19 protein-coding genes and 1 other RNA gene are annotated in these 18169 nt (G+C 68.4%); 6 read left to right on the top strand and 14 right to left on the bottom strand.

Annotated features, from left to right (window positions below; genetic code table 11):
* Positions 1-88 precede the first annotated feature (88 nt).
* From ilvC to miaA, 9 genes are all read right to left on the bottom strand, one after another.
* The gene (gene ilvC, locus BM175_RS09315) at positions 89-1108 is read right to left on the bottom strand and encodes a ketol-acid reductoisomerase (RefSeq protein WP_090962285.1); all 1020 of its coding nucleotides are present in this window, start codon (positions 1106-1108) and stop codon (positions 89-91) included.
* Positions 1109-1138: 30 nt separating this feature from the next.
* The gene (locus BM175_RS09310; RefSeq protein WP_090962379.1) at positions 1139-1780 is read right to left on the bottom strand and encodes a TetR/AcrR family transcriptional regulator; all 642 of its coding nucleotides are present in this window, start codon (positions 1778-1780) and stop codon (positions 1139-1141) included.
* Positions 1781-1979: 199 nt separating this feature from the next.
* The gene (locus BM175_RS09305) at positions 1980-2720 is read right to left on the bottom strand and encodes a pyridoxine 5'-phosphate synthase (RefSeq protein WP_090962282.1); all 741 of its coding nucleotides are present in this window, start codon (positions 2718-2720) and stop codon (positions 1980-1982) included.
* Positions 2721-2813: 93 nt separating this feature from the next.
* Complete coding sequence (locus BM175_RS09300; RefSeq protein ID WP_090962279.1) at positions 2814-3941, bottom strand: ATP-dependent DNA helicase; 1128 nt, start codon at positions 3939-3941, stop codon at positions 2814-2816.
* Positions 3942-3981: 40 nt separating this feature from the next.
* Positions 3982-4578 (bottom strand): LysE family translocator, encoded by a 597-nt coding sequence (locus BM175_RS09295; protein ID WP_090962275.1) that lies wholly within the window; start codon positions 4576-4578, stop codon positions 3982-3984.
* Positions 4579-4671: 93 nt separating this feature from the next.
* Positions 4672-5253, bottom strand: a complete 582-nt coding sequence (ilvN, locus tag BM175_RS09290) for an acetolactate synthase small subunit (RefSeq protein ID WP_090962273.1) — start codon at positions 5251-5253, stop codon at positions 4672-4674.
* Between the two features lie 71 nt (positions 5254-5324).
* On the bottom strand, positions 5325-7118 hold the full coding sequence (locus BM175_RS09285; protein ID WP_175526810.1) for an acetolactate synthase 3 large subunit: 1794 nt from the start codon (positions 7116-7118) through the stop codon (positions 5325-5327).
* Positions 7119-7360: 242 nt separating this feature from the next.
* On the bottom strand, positions 7361-8200 hold the full coding sequence (locus BM175_RS09280) for a DUF1206 domain-containing protein (RefSeq protein ID WP_175526809.1): 840 nt from the start codon (positions 8198-8200) through the stop codon (positions 7361-7363).
* Positions 8201-8253: 53 nt separating this feature from the next.
* Entirely contained in the window at positions 8254-9162 is a 909-nt protein-coding gene (gene miaA / locus BM175_RS09275) for a tRNA (adenosine(37)-N6)-dimethylallyltransferase MiaA (RefSeq protein ID WP_090962269.1), read from the bottom strand.
* Between the two features lie 21 nt (positions 9163-9183).
* Between miaA and serB the strand changes: the two genes are divergently transcribed.
* Both serB and BM175_RS09265 read left to right on the top strand, forming a co-directional pair.
* Positions 9184-10065: a phosphoserine phosphatase SerB gene (serB, locus tag BM175_RS09270; RefSeq protein WP_090962375.1), complete on the top strand. Its 882-nt coding sequence runs from the start codon at positions 9184-9186 to the stop codon at positions 10063-10065.
* Entirely contained in the window at positions 10065-10646 is a 582-nt protein-coding gene (locus BM175_RS09265; RefSeq protein WP_090962268.1) for a GNAT family N-acetyltransferase, read from the top strand. Before serB ends, BM175_RS09265 begins: the two co-directional genes overlap by 1 nt.
* A 65-nt stretch (positions 10647-10711) precedes the next feature.
* Here BM175_RS09265 and BM175_RS09260 read toward each other — a convergent pair whose 3' ends face one another.
* The 5 genes from BM175_RS09260 to BM175_RS09240 form a co-directional block, all read right to left on the bottom strand.
* Positions 10712-12334 carry a Do family serine endopeptidase gene (locus tag BM175_RS09260; RefSeq protein ID WP_090962266.1) on the bottom strand — a complete coding sequence of 541 codons (1623 nt, stop codon included), beginning with the start codon at positions 12332-12334 and terminating at the stop codon, positions 10712-10714.
* Between the two features lie 122 nt (positions 12335-12456).
* On the bottom strand, positions 12457-13497 hold the full coding sequence (hflC, locus tag BM175_RS09255) for a protease modulator HflC (RefSeq protein ID WP_090962264.1): 1041 nt from the start codon (positions 13495-13497) through the stop codon (positions 12457-12459).
* Positions 13494-14732, bottom strand: a complete 1239-nt coding sequence (hflK, locus tag BM175_RS09250; RefSeq protein ID WP_090962262.1) for an FtsH protease activity modulator HflK — start codon at positions 14730-14732, stop codon at positions 13494-13496. Before hflK ends, hflC begins: the two co-directional genes overlap by 4 nt.
* A gap of 135 nt (positions 14733-14867) precedes the next feature.
* The gene (locus BM175_RS09245) at positions 14868-15392 is read right to left on the bottom strand and encodes a dihydrofolate reductase (RefSeq protein WP_090962260.1); all 525 of its coding nucleotides are present in this window, start codon (positions 15390-15392) and stop codon (positions 14868-14870) included.
* A 10-nt stretch (positions 15393-15402) separates the two neighbouring features.
* Positions 15403-16197 (bottom strand): thymidylate synthase, encoded by a 795-nt coding sequence (locus BM175_RS09240; protein ID WP_090962258.1) that lies wholly within the window; start codon positions 16195-16197, stop codon positions 15403-15405.
* Positions 16198-16302: 105 nt separating this feature from the next.
* Between BM175_RS09240 and ssrA the strand changes: the two genes are divergently transcribed.
* The 4 genes from ssrA to BM175_RS09220 all read left to right on the top strand — a co-directional run bounded on the left by ssrA (position 16303) and on the right by BM175_RS09220 (position 17763).
* Positions 16303-16661: a transfer-messenger RNA gene (gene ssrA, locus BM175_RS09235) on the top strand.
* 52 nt (positions 16662-16713) lie between these two features.
* Entirely contained in the window at positions 16714-17319 is a 606-nt protein-coding gene (locus tag BM175_RS09230) for an SspB family protein (protein ID WP_090962257.1), read from the top strand.
* 13 nt (positions 17320-17332) lie between these two features.
* Entirely contained in the window at positions 17333-17542 is a 210-nt protein-coding gene (locus BM175_RS09225) for a DUF4169 family protein (RefSeq protein WP_244545943.1), read from the top strand.
* Complete coding sequence (locus tag BM175_RS09220; protein ID WP_090962253.1) at positions 17539-17763, top strand: ribbon-helix-helix domain-containing protein; 225 nt, start codon at positions 17539-17541, stop codon at positions 17761-17763. The genes BM175_RS09225 and BM175_RS09220 overlap by 4 nt, the downstream gene beginning before the upstream one ends.
* Positions 17764-18169 lie beyond the last annotated feature (406 nt).

Below are 18169 nucleotides of genomic sequence, written 5' to 3'. Positions count from 1 at the left end.
GTTAGCATCGGCTGAATCCTGTGCCGCAGCGTCACAACCGAAGGTTCGGGACCGGGGCACGGAGCCCCGGTCCCGCAGGCGGGCGTGCTTAGTTACGGGCCTTGTCGACCAGCTGGTTCTTGGCGATCCACGGCATCATGCCGCGAAGCCGGGCGCCGACTTCCTCGATCTGGTGGCTGTCGTTGACGCGGCGGATGCCCTTGAAGCGCGAGGCGCCTGAGCGGTACTCCTGCATCCAGTCCGAGGTGAACTTGCCGGTCTGGATGTCCTTCAGGACGCGCTTCATCTCCGCCTTGGTCTCGTCGGTGATGATGCGCGGGCCGGTGACGTACTCGCCCCACTCGGCGGTGTTCGAGATCGAGTAGTTCATGTTGGCGATGCCGCCCTCGTAGATGAGGTCGACGATCAGCTTCACCTCGTGCAGGCACTCGAAATAGGCCATCTCCGGGGCGTAGCCGCCCTCAACGAGAGTCTCGAAGCCGGCGCGGATCAGCTCGACGAGACCGCCGCAGAGGACGACCTGCTCGCCGAAGAGATCGGTCTCGCACTCTTCCTTGAAGTTCGTCTCGATGATGCCCGAACGGCCGCCGCCGACGCCGCAGGCGTAGGACAGGGCGAGGTCGAGCGCATTGCCGGAGGCGTCCTGGTGGACCGCCACGAGGCAGGGCACGCCGCCGCCCTTCTGGTACTCGCCGCGCACGGTGTGGCCAGGGCCCTTGGGCGCGATCATGACGACGTCGACGGACTTCTTCGGCTCGATCAGGCCGAAGTGGACATTGAGGCCGTGGGCGAAGGCGATCGCCGCGCCGTCGCGGATGTTGCCCTCGATGTCGGCCTTGTAGATGTCGGCCTGGAGCTCGTCCGGCGTCGCCATCATCAGGAGGTCGGCCCACTTGGCAGCCTCGGCGACAGTCATCACCTTGAAGCCGTCGGCCTCGGCCTTCTTGATCGTCGGCGAGCCGGCCTTTAGCGCAATCACGACGTTGCCGGCGCCCGAGTCCTTGAGGTTCAGCGCATGGGCGCGGCCCTGGCTGCCGTAGCCGACGATCGCGACGTTCTTGGACTTGACGAGATTCAGATCGGCATCGCGATCGTAGTAGACGCGCATCGGGGCGTTTCCTTCCTGGTTTGACCGACGTCAGGCGCCGGATGGGGGTGTTCGGCGAGCGCACGGGCCCACCTGTTCGCTCGTCCCGAAGAGGACGAAGAATTGCTGGGTGGCCGTGCGCGCCGCCCGCTCGATCCCCGCCGCATCGAGCGTCGGGCGCTCGCCGAGGAGGAGCCGGATCTGCGTGTCGCGCACCGTCAGCCCGAAGAAGGTCGAAAAGGCCTCGCCGGTTTCGGAAAAGCTCAGGAGTCCGGCCCGCCGCCCGGCCTCCAGCACCGAGCCGAGGCGCTGGCGCATCGCGGCCGGTCCGTTCTCAAGGACGATCGCCCCGAGGTCTCGCCGGTCGGAACCGGCATGACCGACCGCCAGCCTGTTGAGCGCGATCGAGGTCTCGCCCGACAGGACGGTGAGCCAGTCGGTGGCAAAGCCGATGAGGCTGGCTTCCAGCCGCCCGCGGTCGAGCGTTTGCGGGTCGAGCGGCACGGCGCGCACCTTGGCCGCCTGCCACTGGACCGTCGCGGTGAGCAGCCCGTCACGACCGCCGAACCACTTGTAGAGGGTTTCCTTGGAGCAGCTGGCGCGCCGCGCGACGGCGGTCATCGTCAGGCTCTCGTCGTCCGACACGAGCAGCGCCAGCGCCGCGTCGAGCACTTCGCCCTGACGCTTCGTCATCGCCTTTCCGTCGATCTCGACCGTTCCGCCCAACGTTCCTGCCTCACCCCGTCGCGGGCATCGCCCACATGCGTACCGTACGTTACGGTACGCCGGTGTAGCCGCGATCCCGTCGCTTCGCAAGGGCGGAGGTGATCCGTCCGGAAAAGTTTCGTCCGCGGCGTTGGCGGTTCGCTGAATACGGCTTTGCGACGAGGCGTCAGCCGGCGCAGGCGTCGATGAAGCGGCGCACCGAGCCGGCCATGCCGAACTCCAGCGCGTCGGCGGTGAGCCCATGGCCGATCGAGACCTCGGCGAGTTGCGGCAGGCGCCGCACCAGCGGGGGCAGATTGGCGACGGTGAGATCATGGCCGGCATTGAGGCCGAGGCCGAGCGCGCTGGCGGCATCGCCCGCGCGCCCCATCCGATCGAGCCAGGCTTCGGCCGCGACCGGGTCGGAATGGGTGCCGCCGTAGGGCCCCGTGTAGAGCTCGACGCGGTCGCACCCGGTGTCGGCGGCGGCGTTCATGATCGCGGGGTCGGCGTCGGCAAAGAGTGAGACCCGCATCCCCTCGCCCTTCAACCGCTCGACGACGCCATTCAGGAGCGCGGCATGGGCGGCGAAGTCCCAGCCGTGGTCGGACGTCGGCTGGGACGGATCGTCGGGCACGAGCGTGACCTGCTCGGGCCGGTTGCTCAGCACGAGCTGGAGGAAGTCCTCGCTCGGATATCCCTCGATATTGAACTCGGCGTCTGGAAATTCCTCGTCGATCAGGCGGCGGAGGACCGGAAGGTCGGAAAAGCGGATGTGGCGCTGATCGGGGCGCGGATGGACGGTCAGCCCGTGCGCCCCCGCCTCCAGCGCGATGCGCCCGAAGCGCTCGACGCTCGGCCACGGCAGGTCGCGCCGATTGCGCAGCATCGCGACCGCATTGAGATTGACCGACAGTTCGCAGGGCATCGGGTCGTCTCCTCCTCAGGGTCCGTCGCGGCGGACAGGCGGTGTTTGCCGTCGAACGATGCGCCCGGACCAAGGTTGCGGGCGCCGAAGGTCTCACTTCACGATGGTCAGGCGCTCGGCCGCGCGGGTGATGGCCGTGTAGAGCCAGCGCTCGCGCGAATCCTTAAAGGCCCAACTCTCGTCGAACAGCATGACATGATCCCACTGCGAGCCTTGCGCCTTGTGGACGGTCAGCGCGTAGCCGTAGTCGAAGTCGTCGTAGCGCTTCTTGGTGGCCCAGGGCACCTCGGCGCTCGGGTTCTCGAAGGCTTCCCGCAGAAGCTTGATCTTGGCCGCGCCCTTGTCGATGTCGTCGTCGTCCGGCTTGATGATGAGATTGGTGCCGGGCTTGGTCTTTTCGGGCGAGGCCGTCATCACCTGCCAGAGCGAGCCGTTGAGCAGACCCTTGGCCGGGTCGTTGCGCAGGCATACCAGCTTGTCGCCCGACTGCGGCAGCGGGCCGGTGAAGCCCTTCAGCTCGCGCAGCCGGTTGTTGTAGAGGCGGCGCGTACGATTGGTGCCGACGAGCACCTGATCGGCGGCCAGCACCTCGTCGCGGTCCACTTCGCGTTTCGAGATGACCTTGGCGGCGCCATGGTCGCCGAACGAGAGCGGGCGCCCCTCGCGCGCCTCGAGCGCCAAGGCGAGAATCGGGTTGTCGCGCGCCTGCCGGTGGATTTCGGTGAGCAGGAAATCCGGCTCGGCCTCGGTGAAGAAGCCGCCGCCCGACACGGGTGGCAACTGGCCGGGATCGCCGAGCACGAGGATCGGCGTGCCGAACGACAGGAGATCGCGCCCCAGCGCCTCGTCCACCATCGAACACTCGTCGACGACGACGAGCTTGGCCTTGGCGACGGGGCTTTGGCGATTGAGCGAGAAGGTGGGCGAGACGCGCGCCGTGCCCGTCGTCTCGTCGTCGGTTGCCTCTTCGCCGCGCGGGCGATAGATCAGCGAATGCAGTGTCTTGGCGGACTTCGCCCCCTTCGAGCGCAGCACCTGCGCGGCCTTGCCGGTGAAGGCGGCGAACTGGACGCCGCCCTCGATGCCTTCGGCGAAGTGGCGCGCGAGCGTCGTCTTGCCGGTGCCTGCATACCCAAAGAGGCGGAAGATCGGCTGGTCGCCACGCTTCAGCCAGTCGGCGACGCGCGTCAGGGCCTCGTCCTGTTGGGGTGAGAACTTCATGGGGCTCGGCGTCGCAGAAATCGGCCCTCGCGGCAAGCCGTCAGCGCAGGAGCGGCCAGAGCGTCGCCACGAGCGCGAGGCCCATCACGAGATTGAAGGCGCGCAGGCGCCGGGGATCGGCGAGGAAGTTTCGCAAAGCCATGCCGAACCCCGTCCAGATCACGGCGGTCGGGATGCCGACGAGAAGGAATGCCGCCACCACGACCAGCATGGAGAGGATCGGCGCGTCGGCGCTGACATAGGCGCCCATGGCGACCAGCGCCATCGCCCAGCCCTTCGGGTTGACGACCTGGAACAGAGCGGCCTGGCCGAAGGTGATCGGCTTCTCCGCGCGGGCGCCCGAGCCCATCGAGGCCTTGGAGAAGGCGATCTTCCAGGACAGCCACAGGAGATAGGCCGCGCTCGCGATCTTCATGGCGAGCTGCAGGCCGGGCGCGGAATGAAGGAGCGCGCCGAGCCCCGCGCCCACCGCCAGAAGCAGGAGCCCGAAGCCGAGCTCGATCCCCAGCATGTGCGGGATCGTGCGCCGGAAGCCGAAGTTCACGCCCGACGTCATCAGCATCAGGTTGTTGGGTCCCGGCGTCAGCGAGGAGACCACGGCAAAGGTGGTGAGCGCGAGAAGGACATCGGTCGACATCGTCGGGCATCCGGTTGGTGATGGGCGCAAGGGATCGCGCCCGGCGGCAGGCCGGGCGGCGCAGGAAGGACGGTCCGGCGGGCTCGAAGCCGCTCAGCCCTCGATGATCGGATCCTTGCCGCGGCTCATCGCGGCGACGCCCGTGCGGCAGACCTCGACGAGGCCGAGCGGCGCCATGATCTGGATGAACTTCTCGATCTTCGAGGTCTTGCCGGTGATCTCGAAGACGAAATGGTCGGTGGTGCTGTCCACCACCTTGGCGCGGAACACGTCGGCAAGGCGCAGCGCCTCGACGCGGTCGTCGCCCGCACCCGCCACCTTGACCAGCGCGAGCTCGCGCTCGATCGGCCCGTCCTCGCCCTGCCCCGTCGCGGTCTTGGTGAGATCGACGACGCGGTGCACCGGCACGATGCGGTCGAGCTGGCTCTTCACCTGCTCGATGACCCCCGGCGCGCCGCGCGTCACCACGGTGATGCGCGACAGGTGCTTGTTGTGGTCGGTCTCGGAGACCGTCAGGCTCTCGATATTGTAGCCGCGGCCCGAGAACAGGCCGATCACCCGCGCCAGCACGCCCGGCTCGTTGTCCACCACGATCGACAGGGTGCGCGAGACGACCGGCGGCTTGTCGTCGGTGATGAAGTAGGCGGAGGCGGGCGGCTGAAGCGGAAGGTTCATGGGTCTTTCCCGGAGAAGTCGGCGCGGCAGTCGTGATGGGATCGGCGGGGCTTATGCCCCGCCGGTTGCGCTTACACCAGCGCCTTGCCCTTGGCGTCGATCGCGTTGGCCACCGCGTCGTCGCTCGCTTCGTCGGGCAGCAGGATCTCGTTGTGCGCCTTGCCGGACGGGATCATCGGGAAGCAGTTGGTAAGGTTGGCGACGCAGCAGTCGACGATCACCGGACCGTCGGTGTCGATCATCGCCCGGATGCCGGCGTCGAGATCATCCGCCTTCTCGATGCGGATGCCCGTGCCGCCATAGGCTTCGGCGAGCTTGACGAAGTCCGGCATCGCCTCGGAATAGCTGTTCGACAGGCGGTTGCCGTGCAAGAGCTGCTGCCACTGGCGCACCATGCCCATGTACTGGTTGTTCAGGATGAACACCTTGACGGGCGCGCCATGCTGAACGGCGGTCGAGAGCTCCTGCGTCATCATCTGGATCGAGGCGTCGCCCGCGATGTCGATGACGAGCGCATCCGGGTGCGCGATCTGGACGCCGACGGCCGCCGGCAGGCCGTAGCCCATGGTGCCGAGGCCCCCCGAGGTCATCCAGCGGTTGGGTTCCTCGAAGCCGTAGAATTGCGCGGCCCACATCTGATGCTGGCCGACCTCCGTGGTGATGAAGGTCTTGCGGTCCTTCGTCAGCTCGTAGAGACGCTTGACCGCGTGCTGCGGCAGGATGAGGTCGCCTTCCTGGCGGTAGCTCAGGCAGTTGCGCGCCTTCCAGCCGGCGATCTTGCCCTTCCACTCGGACAGCGCTTCGCGATCGAGCATGTCGCCCGTCTCGCGCCAGACGCCGATCATCGCCTCCAGCACATGGGCGACGTCGCCGATGATCGGCAGGTCGACGCGCACGTTCTTGTTGATCGACGAGGGGTCGATGTCGATGTGGATCTTCTTCGATCCTGGCGAGAAGGCGTCGAGGCGGCCGGTGATCCGGTCGTCGAAGCGCGCGCCGATGCACACCATCACGTCGCAGCCGTGCATGGCGAGATTGGCCTCGTAGGTGCCGTGCATGCCGAGCATGCCGAGCCAGTTCTCACCGCTCGCCGGGTAGGCGCCGAGGCCCATCAGGGTCGAGGTGATCGGGAAGCCGGTCATCGCGACGAGCTCGCGCAGGAGCTTCGACGCCTCGGGCCCCGAATTGATGACGCCGCCGCCGGTGTAGAGGATCGGGCGCTTGGCACTCTTCATCAGCTCGACGGCCGCGCGGATACGGCCGAGATCGGCGTCGAGCTTCGGCTGATAGCGCTGCGTGGCGCGCGAGAGCGAGGGCGGCGTGTAGGTGCCGGTCGCGAACTGGACGTCCTTCGGGATATCGACGACGACCGGGCCAGGCCGGCCCGACGTCGCGACGTGGAAGGCCTCGTGCAGGATCTCGGCGAGGTCCTCGACGCTCTTCACCAGCCAGTTGTGCTTGGTGCAGGGGCGCGTGATGCCGACCGTGTCGCATTCCTGGAACGCGTCGGAGCCGATCAGCGTCGTCGGGACCTGTCCGGTGATGCAGACGAGCGGGATGGAGTCCATCAGCGCGTCCTGCAGCGGCGTCACCGCGTTGGTCGCGCCGGGGCCCGAGGTCACCAGCATAACGCCCGGCTTGCCGGTGGAGCGGGCATAGCCCTCGGCCGCATGGCCGGCGCCCTGCTCGTGGCGGACCAGGATGTGCTTGACGTCGGACTGCTGGAACAGCGCGTCGTAGATCGGAAGGACCGCGCCGCCGGGATAGCCGAAGAGATGCTCGACGCCGTGGTCCTTCATCGCCTGAACCACCATCTGGGCTCCGGTCATCTGGCGGACGGTGGTCTCGATCGTCATCTGGTTCATGGCTCGGCCTGCTTGTGTTGGGTGCCGGCTTGTCGGGGCTGCGGCGCGTTTTTCGGAAAATCCAGGCAATAAAAAAGGCCCTTCGAGGGGCCTTGGGATGCGCACACGTGGCAGGAGCCGGACGGTCGTTAGACCGCCTCGCGTGTGCGCATGGCTACGAGAATGAGCGTGATCGTCTGCATGAGGCGGAACCTTAAGGAGCGTTCACACAAGCGTCAAGCGCCGCGGAACTCTTTTTCGCCTCACGCGCCCATGCGCTTCAAGGCGTCGGTCGGATCGAGATCCGGGGAGCGGATGTGGCCGTAGCGCGAGAGGATCAGCGCATAGGCGCCGAAGGCGACGAGACCGAGCCCCGTCCCCGACAGGAGCAGCCAGCCGTAGGGCCACGAACCGATGGCGACGAGCGCATCCTCCAGCCCCGGCATGTGGTCGGGCGACCAGCGCGAGGCGCCGGTGAAGAAGAGGAAGGCGAGCGCCGCGAACACCAGAGAGCGCGCCGCGATGCCGAAGCGGCACAAGGCCGTCATCCAGCGGGCATGGGCCGGCGGCAGGCTGAGGAACCGGAGGAACGACCCGCTCCAGGCCTTCTTCGCCTGGCTGCCGGCAACGCCGAGCATCACGATCCCGGCGGGGACGGTGAACCAGGGTCCGAACAGCGGCGCCCACTGGTTGAGAAGCCCGCCGCCCTCGCCCCCACCCGTCGACAGGCCGAACAGGAGCGAGGCCGCATAGAACGACAGGAAGAGGTAGGTGAGGCCGGAGACGAAACGGCCGATGCGCGTTGCGATGCCCTTCGCACCCGTTCCGTAACCGTCGGCATCGAAGATGGCCTGAACGAAGCGCCAGAGCGAGAAGCAGGGAAGCGCGACGGCGAGGAGCACCAGGAGGACCCCGCCGAGCGGCGAGGCGACGATGCGGCTGATCGCATCCTCCTCGCTCAAGGTGCCGCCGCCGGTCGCAAAGGCCGTGCGGAACGCGAAGGTGCCGATCACGATGAACACGGCTGCCCGTGCGAGATAGCCGAGCCGCGCGCCCTTCTCGATGGCGTCGCGATGGTCGCGCATGGGAAGGCTGGTCGACATGGCTGCACTCCTTGTGGGGCTGGTAACGACCTCGTGCTCCGCCGGTTCCCGCATCAGGCTCCCAGGTTGTAGCGGCGCGGGTCCTCCAGCCGATGCCAGTCCAGGCCAAACTGGTTGCGGAACCAGGTTTCCTGCCGCTTGGCATATTGCCGGGTACGGGTGACCGCGCGCTCGCGCGCGAGCGCGGCGGGCAGGCGCCCGTCGGCGTGATCGAGGAGTTCGCGAAGGCCAATCGCCTGCGCGGCGAGACCCTGCACCGCGTCCGGCCCCCGCGCCCGGAACGCCAGCGCTTCGGCCATGGCGCCGTCCTCCAGCATCGCGTCGAAGCGATCGGCGATGCGGGCGCGCAGCACCGCGCGGTCGGGTGCGACGACGAGCTTCACCAAGCCCTCTGCGCCGAGAAGGGGTTGCCCCGCATTGCGACGGAGCGCTGCGAGCGGCTGGCCCGTCGCCTCGTTGAGTTCGAGCGCGCGCACGATGCGCGTGGGGTCGCTCGGGCGGATCGCGCGCGCAGCCTCCGGGTCGCGCGCGGCGAGCTCGCGGTGCAGAACGTCCGGGGCCTCGCTGGCGCCGCGCGTGCGCCAGTGGTCCCGGATCACGTCCGGCACGGGCGGCAGGTCGTCGAAGCCGCCGAGCAGTGCCTTGAAGTAGAGCCCGGTGCCGCCGCAGATGACGGGCACGAGACCGCGGACGCCGAGTTCCTTGAGGAGCGGTGTCATTTCGCGCAGCCAATGGCCGGCGGAATAGGGCGCGGCAGGATCGACATGACCGTAGAGGCGGTGCTCGACGCCCTCCATCTCGGCTGCGCCCGGCCGGGCGCTCAGAATGCGCAGCCCGTCATAGACCTGCATCGAATCGGCGTTGACGACGACGCCGCCGACAGCGCGCGCCAGCCGGAGCGCCAGCGCCGACTTGCCGCTCGCGGTGGGCCCCGCTATCAGGATCGCCTTCGGTTTCTCCATTTGCGTCAGGTCGCCGCTTCCATGTTTGTCGTCACCCTCCTGTCGGCGCGGCGGGATCCGCGCGTGTCGCGCACACTGGCAGAGACCGCCGCCGGCGAGATCGGCGAGGCGGACATCCACTGGCTGGAGGCCGACGTCGCCTGCGACCTCGTCACCGCCGAACCGCTGAGCCCCACTGCGCAGGAGCGGCTCCGGCGCCTCGCGCTCGACGAGGGCGTCGATTGCGTGGTGCAGGAGCAGGCGGGGCGCCGCAAGCGGATTCTCCTGGCCGACATGGATTCCACGATGATCAACCAGGAATGCATCGACGAGTTGGCTGCCGCGATCGGGATCAAGGATCAGGTCGCCGCCATCACGGCGCGCGCGATGAACGGCGAGATCGCGTTCGAGCCGGCGCTGCGCGAGCGCGTGGCACTCCTGAAGGACCTGCCCGTCGCCACCATCGCCGACGTCATCTCCAACCACGTCACGCTGGCCGAGGGCGGCGCGACGCTGGTGCGTACGATGAACCGCAACGGCGCCCACACGGCGCTTGTCTCCGGCGGCTTCACCGCGTTCACTTCGGTCATCGCCGAGCGCCTTGGATTTGCCGAGAATCGTGCCAACATCCTCGACGTCTCCGGCGATAGGCTGAGCGGCACCGTGGCGGAGCCGATCCTCGGCGCCGAAGCCAAGCTTGCCGCGCTGCAGGACATCGCGGCCCGGCTCGGCACGACGCCGGCGGACGCGATCGCGGTCGGCGACGGGGCGAACGACCTGCCGATGATCCTGGCCGCCGGCACCGGCGTCGCGATCCATGCCAAGCCGGCGGTCGCGGCGCGCGCCCCGCTTCGGATCGACCACGGCGACCTGACGGCCCTTCTCTTCCTCCAGGGCTACCGCGCCAGCGAGTTCGTCGACTGATGGACGGGCTCCAGACCGAACGCCTCACGCTGCGCCGCTGGCGCGAAGCGGATCGGCCGATCTTTCATGCCCTCAACAGCGATCCCGTGATCATGCGCTTCTTCGACAAGCGTCTGAGCCGCGAGGAAGCCGACGCGACGATGGACCGCTGGAACGCGGGCCTCGACGACAACGGCGTGTCGTTCCTCGCGGCCGAGCGCCGCCGGGACGGAGCGGTGATCGGCACGATCGGCCTCGCGCCGATCACGGAGGATGCCTACCGTTTTGCGCCGACCGTCCAGATCGGCTGGCGCCTCGTCCCGGACGCGGAGGGCCAGGGCTACGCCTCGGAGGGCGCGAGGGCCTGCCTTGCCCATGGCTTCGACGTCCTGCGCCTGCCCGACATCGTCGCGCAGTGCGTCGTCGAGAACCGCTCCTCCGAGAAGGTGATGTTGCGGCTCGGCATGACCCTTCGCGGCACGTTCGACCATCCGAAGGTCTCGACCGCCACCCATCCGCATCTCGTCCGCCACAGCCTCTACGGGCTCACGGCCGAAGACTGGCGCGAGACCCAGCACGGGAGCGCTTCACGACCGGGTTAAACGGTCGCCATCCCCCCACGGAGGGTCGCCGCGGCGCGTTCGCTCCGAACCTGTCGGACAACGCGTCAGTCGATCGGCACGACGGTGAAGCGCAGGTCGCCGGCGCGATCGGCCAGAAGGAGGAGCGCGTTGCGGCGGCCGTCGGCCTTCAGCTTGGTCAGCTTCTCGCGCGCGTCGGCGGCATCCTTCACCGCCTCCTGACCGATCTCCTTGATCACCGTGCCGGGCTCGATGCCCTTCTCGCCGGCCGCCGAGTTCGGCGCGACCTCGGTCACGAGAACACCGGTGAAGTCGTCGGCGAGATCGAAGCGCTTCTTTAACTCGTCGCTGGCGTCGGAGAGTTGAAGGCCGAGCGTGGCGTTCGGCGCGGGCGCTGCGGGCGCATCAGGCGCTGCGGCATCGGCGTCGGCGGGCGTATCGTCCTCGCCGGCATCCGTCTCGTCGGCGTCCTCGAGACGGCCGAGCGTCACGTGGACCGAAACCGGCTTCGCCGGCGCGTCGAGGCTCTCCTTGCGCAGGATGTCGAGCGTCACGGTCTTTCCGATCTCCGTCTCGGCGACGATGCGCGGCAGGTCGCGCGAGGTCGCGATCTCGCGCCCGTCGAAGCGGGTGACGACGTCGCCGATCTCGATCTGGCCGTTGTCGGCAGGCCCCTCGGGAATGATGCCCATGACGAGGGCGCCGCGCGCGTTGGGCAGGCCGAGGCCTTCGGCGATCTCGTCCGTCACCTCCTGGAGGCGGATGCCGAGCCAGCCGCGCCGCGTCTCGCCGTATTCGCGCAGCTGGTCGACGACGTTCTGGGCGAGCAGCGCGGGGATCGCGAAGCCGATGCCGATCGAGCCGCCGGTCGGCGAGATGATCGCCGTGTTGATGCCGATGACATTGCCGTACATGTCGAACAGCGGGCCGCCGGAATTGCCGCGATTGATGGCCGCGTCCGTCTGGATGAAGTTGTCGTAGGGGCCGGCCTGGATGTTGCGCCCGCGCGCCGACACGATGCCGACCGTGACCGAGCCGCCGAGGCCGAACGGATTGCCGATCGCCATCACCCAGTCGCCGATGCGCACCGCGTCGCTGTTGCCGAACCGGACGGCCGCGAGCGGCGTCGGCGATTCCACTTTCAGGACGGCGAGGTCGGTCTTCGGATCGACGCCGACCACCGTGGCGTCGAGCTGTCGCCCGTCCGCGAAGTTCACCGTGATCTCGTCGGCATCGGCGATGACATGGTTGTTGGTCACCACGATGCCGGACGGGTCGAGCACGAAGCCCGAGCCGAGCGACTGGACGCGGTTTTCGCCGTCGCCTTCCTTGCCGTTGAGAAGGTCGTTGAAGAAGTCCTGCAGCGGCGAACCGTCGGGCGCCGTCAGCGGGGGCGTGGCATCGCGCGGCGGCCCGCCCTCGACCTTCTGCGAGGTCGAGATGTTGACGACGGCGCCGAGCAGGCGGTCCGCGAGATCGGCGACCGATGCCGGGCCGATCATGCGCGGCTGCGCGGAGCCCGGCTGGGCCGGCACGCCCGGTGCGGCCGGATCGATCGTCGCGGCAGTCGGCGGCTGCGGCGCGATCGGCTGCCCCTCGGACGGCGGGGCGATCACACCCTGCGCGCCCGCAGGGCCGGCGCCGACGGCCAGAAGCGCAAGCGCCGCTCCGGCGAGCGATGAAGCGAGGCGTGCGTTGGGAAGCGACATCCGGAAGTTCCTCGGCCGGGGGCATGGCGGCGGCAGACCGCCCGAAGGAGGCAAGCCGATAAAAGCGTTGGAATCAAGAAGCCCGCCGCGGGGGACGCGGCGGGCTCTGAGGTTTGGTCCGGTCAGTTGGCCAGGGCGGGTGCCGCCGGCGCGGCAGGCGTGGCAGCCGGCGCCGCAGGAACCGGCGCTGCGGCCGCTGCAGGCGGCGCCGGCGTTGCGGCGGGCGCTGCAGCCGGCGCCTCAGGGGAAACGCTTGCCGTCGGCGCGCTGCCCGGTGCCACCCCCGGTCCACCGGCGTTGTCGAAGTAGCGGAAGAACTCCGAGTCCGGGCGCAGCAGCATGGTGGTGCCGCCGTTCTCCAGCGCCGTGCGATAGGCCTGCATCGCGCGGTAGAACTGGAAGAATTCCGGGTCGCGCTGGTAGGCATTGGCGAAGATCGACGAGCGCTCGGCCTCGCCCTCACCCTGCAGCACCTCGGCATCGCGCCGGGCGCCCGCCACGGTCTCCGAGACCGAGCGGTCGGTCGCGGCGCGGATCTCGCGGGCCGACACACGGCCGCGGGCGCGAACCCGCTCGGCTTCGGCCAGACGCTCGGCGCGCATGCGCGCGAAGGTCTGCTGCGAGACGTCGTCGGTGAGGTCGGTGCGACGGATGCGCACGTCCACGAGATCGATGCCGAGCTGCGTGGCATCGGGGCGGATCTGGTCGCGAACCTCGACCATCATCTGCGCCCGCTCCTCGGACAGTGCCGATTCGAAGTTGCGCAGACCGTAGACCCGGCGCACGGCCGCATCGAAGCGGTTGCGCAGGCGCTGCTCGGCCTGGTCCACCGAGCCCGACACGGCCTGTCGGAAGCGCGCCGCATCGTTGATGCGGTACACGAGGAAGGCGTCGACGATGTAGAAGGCGCCGCCCGAGACCTGGACGCGCATGTTGTCGAGGTCGAGGCGCAGAAGCCGGTTCGGCAGGACCTGGATGTTGTCGGCGCCCGCAAAATTTAGCGGCAGCTTGAAGTAGAGGCCCGGCTCGGTAACGACGCGCTGGATCTGACCGAAGCGCGTGACGACGGCCTGGTTGCCCTCGCGCACGATGAAGACGGAATTGTAGAGAACGAACAGTGCGGCGAGGACGACCGCGAGCGAAGCATAGACGCGGTTGCTCATCGGCCGGTCCCCTGGATGCTGGACAGGTTGGTGCCCTGCACGTTCCCGTTCTGGCCCGGCACCGGCACGCTGGAATCGGGCGTGTTGGTGTTGCTCGGCTGGATGGTGCGCGTGCCGCCGACGGCGTTGGGGCTCTGGGCGCCGGGGCGCGGCAGTTCGTTCAGCGGCAGGTAGGGCACGACGCCCTGTCCGCCGCCGGCCGACGGGTCCATGATGACCTTCGACGAATTGCCGAGAACGCCTTCCATCGTCTCGAAGTAGAGGCGCTGGCGGGTGATCTCCGGCGCCTTCTCGTATTCGCCGAGGATGGCGGTGAAGCGCTGCGATTCGCCCTGCGCCTCCTGCACGACGCGGTTCTTGTAGGCGGCGGCGTCCTCGCGGATCTGCACCGCCTCGCCCTGCGAGCGGCCGAGCTGCTCGTTCTGGTAGCGGCGTGCCTCGTCGACGAACTGCGCCTCGTTCTGCTCGGCGCGCTGCACCTCCTCGAAGGCGTCGGCGACGTCGGACGGGGGCGCGGCGTCCTGGATGGTGATGGCGTTGACCTGAAGGCCGGCGCCGTAGGTGTTCAGCGTGTCCTGCGTGATCGCTCGGACCTGCTCGGCGATGCCGGCCCGGTCGTCGCGGAAGATATCCTCGACCGGACGGCGGCCGACGACCTCGCGCATGGCGCTCTCGGCCACCTGCCGCAGGAGGGCCGGCGGGTCCTGCACGTTGAACAGGAAGTTGTCGGGGTTGGCGACCTGGTAGTTCACGGTGAACTGCACGTCGACGATGTTCTGGTCGCCCGAGAGCATCAGGCCGGAACCGTCACCACCCTGGTTGGAGCCGATCACCATCTGGCTTTCGGAGGTCTTCACGGTCTCGACCGTCTCGAAAGGCCACAGGACGAAATGGAGGCCGGGCTCGGACAGCTGCTCGTTCGGCTTGCCGAACAGGAGCTCGACGCCGACCTCGTCGGGCTGCACCGTGTAGACCGCGTTCAGGAGCCAGACGACCGCAAGGCCGGCGACCGCCAGACCCGCGATCGCCGCGCCGCCGCCGGCGCCCTGGCCGCGACCGCCGCCGCCGCCCGGCATCGCGCGGCGCAGGCGGTCCTGACCCCGGCGCAGGATGTCCTCGAGATCAGGCGAGTTGTTGTTGCCGCCGGGGCGCGGTCCTTGCGGTCCCTGCCCCCAAGGGCCGCCGCCACCGCCGCCTTTCCAGCCGCCGTTCCCCGTCTGATTGCTCCAGGGCATGGATGTCCTTCCGTCCGAACTTTTCGCGCGCGCCCCGCAAACCCGGCACGCCACGTCGTCAACTCCTTATAGGAACCGCAAAATCGCGTTTCAACGCGCGTCACGGGCGAATGATCGGCAGCTCTCCTGCCATGGTTAGCGCGGCGAGGACGCCCGCTCCCAGCGCTCGTAGCGCGTCGGCGCGCTGTCGCGCGGGTCGGCAGCGCCGTTCTCCTCTGCCACGAGCCGGAAACCGGCGGCGGCAAGGTCGGGAAAGAAGGCGTCTCCGGTGGGCTCCGCCCCGATTACCGTCCGCTCGACGCGGATCGTCCGCGGCAGGAACGCGCGGTAGATCTCACCGCCACCCGCGATCACGATTTCGTTCGCGCCGCGGCGATCCGCCGCTCGGGCCGCCAGGGCGATCGCCTCGTCCGGGGACCTTGCAAGAATCGCGCCTTCGAAGGGCGGCTCGGACGCGCGGGTGAGGACGATCGTGTCGCGCCCCGGGAGGACGCGGCCGATCGATTCGAGCGTCCGCCGCCCCATGATCATCGGCTTGCCCATGGTGAGCGCGCGGTAGCGCCGGAGGTCGGAGGGCACCGACCAGGGCATGCCGCCTTGAAAGCCGATCACGCCGTTGGCGGCGGTCGCGACCACCGCGACGAGGGGAAGCGCACTCATGCCGCCCCTCTCAAACCGCGACGGGCGCGGCGATGTGGCCGTGCGCCTCGTAGCCCTCGATCGCGATGTCCTCGAAGCGGAAGGCGAAGAGGTCGGTGACCTCCGGGTTCAGCCGAAGGCGCGGCAGCGGCAGCGGCGCGCGCGTCAGTTGCAGGCGGGCCTGCTCGAGGTGGTTGTGGTAGAGATGGGCGTCGCCCAGCGTATGGACGAAGTCGCCGGGCTCCAGCCCGGTGACCTGCGCCACCATGTGCGTTAGGAGCGCGTAGGACGCGATGTTGAAGGGGACGCCGAGGAAGATGTCGCCGGATCGCTGGTAGAGCTGGCAGGACAGGCGCCCGTTCGAGACATAGAACTGGAATAGGCAGTGGCAGGGCGGCAGCGCCATCTCGTCCACCATGGCCGGGTTCCAGGCCGAGACGATGAGGCGGCGCGAGTTCGGATTCTTGCGGATCTGATCGACCACGTTCGCGATCTGGTCGATGTGCCCGCCCCGCCCGTCGGGCCACGAGCGCCACTGCGAGCCGTAGACCGGACCGAGATCGCCGTTCTCGTCGGCCCACTCGTCCCAGATGCGCACGCCGTTGTCCTTGAGATAGGCGATATTGGTCTCGCCTCGCAGGAACCAGAGAAGTTCGTGGATGATCGAGCGCAGATGCAGGCGCTTGGTGGTGACCAGCGGAAAACCCTCGGCCAGGTCGAAGCGCATCTGGTGGCCGAAGACGCCGCGGGTGCCCGTGCCGGTGCGGTCGCCGCGGTCCGTGCCCTCGTTCAGCGCGCGGGCGAGAAGGTCGAGATAGGCGCGCATAGGCACTCCGGCATCGCAATCACGGCCCGATGGATCGACCCTTTGCGGCGCGGAGTCGAGTCCCTTTCGCGTCTTTGCCGCGATCGGCCATCAAAACCGATTTCCCGTCTTTTCAGCGGCGCGCCAAAACCCTATATTCGCCGGGCTGGGGCTTGCTCCGGCTATGGCGATAAACGGCCGATGGAATAAACCTTTCGGACCCGGGGGCGGTACCCGGCGCCTCCACCTGAGCCCAGCCCTCGCGCTGGTTTGAGGCGGGGGCGAAATAGGATCGACGAGGGTGTAAAGATCGTTCTTTCGCTCGGCATTGTACCACCGTTATCGGGCTAAAAAAGTAGTTGCCAACGACAACTATGCGGAAGCCCGTCTCGCCGCCTAACGCGGTGCGATAGCTTCAAATCAAGCCCTGAGGGTTCGCACTTTCAGGCGGGGCTCGGAGGTGCCTGGCAACAGAAACCTCCACTTCCTTTCGGGCCCCGTCGCCCGCAGTCGAGCGTTGCGAATTCAGGACCACCGATGGGCCAGGACCTTATCCGATACGATGTTCTGGCGCAGGACGCCCTGCGCGGCGTGATCCGCAAGGTGCTGGGCGAGGTCGTCAAGACCGGCCTGCCCGGCGAGCACCACTTCTTCATCACCTTCCTGACTTCGGCGCCCGGCGTGCGCCTGTCCTCGCGCCTGCGCGAGAAGTACCCGGAGCTGATGACCATCGTCATCCAGCACCAGTACTGGGACCTCACGGTCAACGACAATGCGTTCGAGGTCGGCCTGTCCTTCTCCGACATTCCCGAGCGCCTGCTGATCCCCTACTCGGCGATCCGCGGCTTCTACGATCCGGCGGTCAATTTCGAACTCGAGTTCGACGTGCGCGACATGGACGCTGCCAACTCGCAGGACGAGGCCGGCGCTCCCGCGCCCACCGCCCTCGCCCCAGTGTCGCCGAACGCCACCGCCGTGAAGCCGCTGCCGACCAAGGCCGCGCCTGCCGCCAAGCTTCCGACCAAGCCGGCCAAGGAAGCGAAGTCCGAGACGGGCGACGCCGCAGCTGCGGACGAAAAGGCGCAGGCCGAGAAGGCCTCGGCCGATGTCGTCTCGCTGGACGCCTTCCGCAAGAAGCCCTGACACCTTGGGCGACGTGATCAACCTTCGCCTCGCCCGCAAGCGCGCCGCGCGCGCGGCGGATGCCGAGGTGGCGGAGCGCAATCGCGCCCGCCACGGGATCGCCAAGCCCGAGCGCGAGATGGCCCGCCGCGAGGCCGAACGGGCCGAGCGTCTGCTCGACGCCGCCCGGCGCGACCCCTCTGCCAAACACAGTCGCGAGACGGACGACCCGACCGCGCCATGACCGAGAAGCGTTCGCTGTCGATCCGGGGCCACCGCACATCGATCAGCCTCGAGGACGCGTTCTGGGTGGAGCTTCGCGCCATCGCAGCCCGCCGCCACACCAGCCTCGCCGCCCTGATCGCCGAGATCGACGCCGAGCGGGGCCCGGACACCAACCTGTCCTCCGCGATCCGCCTTCGGGTGCTGGCGGACGCGCTGTCTCGCGCGAAAATCGATGCCTGACTGGCCGCCGTAACGGCGCGCCCTTCGAGCTTCCCCTCTGTCCGTGTTCGAAACGATCTGCCGGCAAGACGTCAGTTCTGCGTGACGGATCTGCTGCTCTTCCCCGATCCCGTCTTCGCATCGAGAGAGTGCCCGTGCCCCTGGAGCCCTCGAATCGCCTTCTGCAAGCGAACGGGCAGCCGTGAGCGAGGAAGCAGCCGTTGGTACCCGTCCGACCAAGCTGCGGTTCGATACGGCCCCGCTGCCAAGCTCCGAGGGCGGCCGACCATCATCTAAAACTCGAAGAGCCCGTCCAAAGACGCTGGCGGACGATCGGCGGGGAGTTTTCGCCGCTCTCAACACCGAATGAAGTCGTTGCCGGAGGCATCGGCGAGGATCGGCAACGAAAGGGCGGAGGGAAGCACCG

The organism is Aureimonas phyllosphaerae (assembly GCF_900113065.1).
Classification (GTDB): Bacteria; Pseudomonadota; Alphaproteobacteria; order Rhizobiales; family Rhizobiaceae; genus Aureimonas; species Aureimonas phyllosphaerae.
This window is presented reverse-complemented; position numbering and strand designations above follow the sequence as displayed.